Source organism: Vibrio sp. 1731 (genome assembly GCF_033339955.1).
Lineage (GTDB): Bacteria > Pseudomonadota > Gammaproteobacteria > Enterobacterales > Vibrionaceae > Vibrio > Vibrio alginolyticus.
On sequence record NZ_JAWOVO010000120.1, the window covers coordinates 1 to 1,174 of the forward strand.

The window sequence follows — 1,174 nt, forward strand, 5'->3', positions numbered from 1 at the left end:
CATCGGCGGAGGGATGGTTGGGTTGGCGCTTGCCGCCGCATTCAAAGACAGTGACCTGCGTATCGCCGTGATCGAAGGTAACGTGCCAGATGAAACGTTGAATGAACTGCCTGATGTGCGAGTTTCTGCACTGAGCCGCTCAAGTGAAACCATTTTACGTAAGCTAGGAGCTTGGCAGGGTATTGAGCAACGCCGTGCTGCACCTTACTACGGGATGGAAGTGTGGGAGCAAGACAGCTTCGCAAAAATAGAGTTTGATGCACAAAGTATGGCGCAACCTGATTTGGGTCACATCGTTGAAAATCGCGTGATTCAGTTAGCGTTGTTGGAACAAGTGCAAAAGCTAGAGAATGTGACGCTATTCATGCCAGCGCGCTGTGCGACACTCGCGGTCGGTGAACAAGAGAGTTGGTTAACGCTCGATAACGGCCAAGCGATGACAGCGAAGCTGGTGGTGGGCGCAGATGGCGCGAATTCGTGGCTGCGTAACCAGATGGATATTCCTTTGACGCATTGGGACTACGGTCACCATGCGTTGGTTGCTAATGTGAAAACAGCGGATCCGCACCACAGCATCGCGCGTCAGATTTTTACACCTCACGGGCCTTTGGCATTCTTGCCGATGTCTCAACCAAACATGTGTTCTATCGTCTGGTCTACAGCGCCAAACCGAGCGGAAGAATTGCTGGCCATGAGTGATGAAGCGTTCAACAAAACGCTAACCAGCGAATTCGATGCTCGTTTAGGCGTGTGTGAAGTGGTGGGAGAGCGAGCGGCGTTTCCGCTAAAAATGCGTTATGCCCGAGACTTTGTAGTTGAGCGTGTTGCACTGGTTGGCGATGCGGCTCATACCATCCACCCATTAGCAGGCCAAGGCGTGAATCTCGGCTTATTGGATGCAGCCAGTCTGGCGCAAGAAGTACTGACTCTTTGGAAACAAGGGCAAGACATTGGTAGTAAACGCAATCTGCGTGGCTATGAGCGTTGGCGTAAGGCTGAAGCGGCGAAGATGATTGCGGCGATGCAAGGTTTCCGTGATTTATTCTCTGGTGGCCATCCAGCGAAAAAACTGGTTCGCGGTATTGGCTTGAGTTTAGCGGGACAATTACCGGGTGCTAAAGATGAGATCATGAAGCGTGCACTGGGTTTGAAGGGGCACCTACCAGAACTGGCT

The 1,174-nt window shown here is 52.1% G+C and carries 1 protein-coding gene; it reads left to right on the forward strand.

All coding sequences use genetic code 11. The features are described 5' to 3' along the window. Position 1: 1 nt before the first annotated feature. A partial coding sequence (locus R7035_RS25600) for an FAD-dependent 2-octaprenylphenol hydroxylase (protein ID WP_318146366.1) occupies positions 2-1,174 on the forward strand: 1,173 nt, incomplete at its 3' end.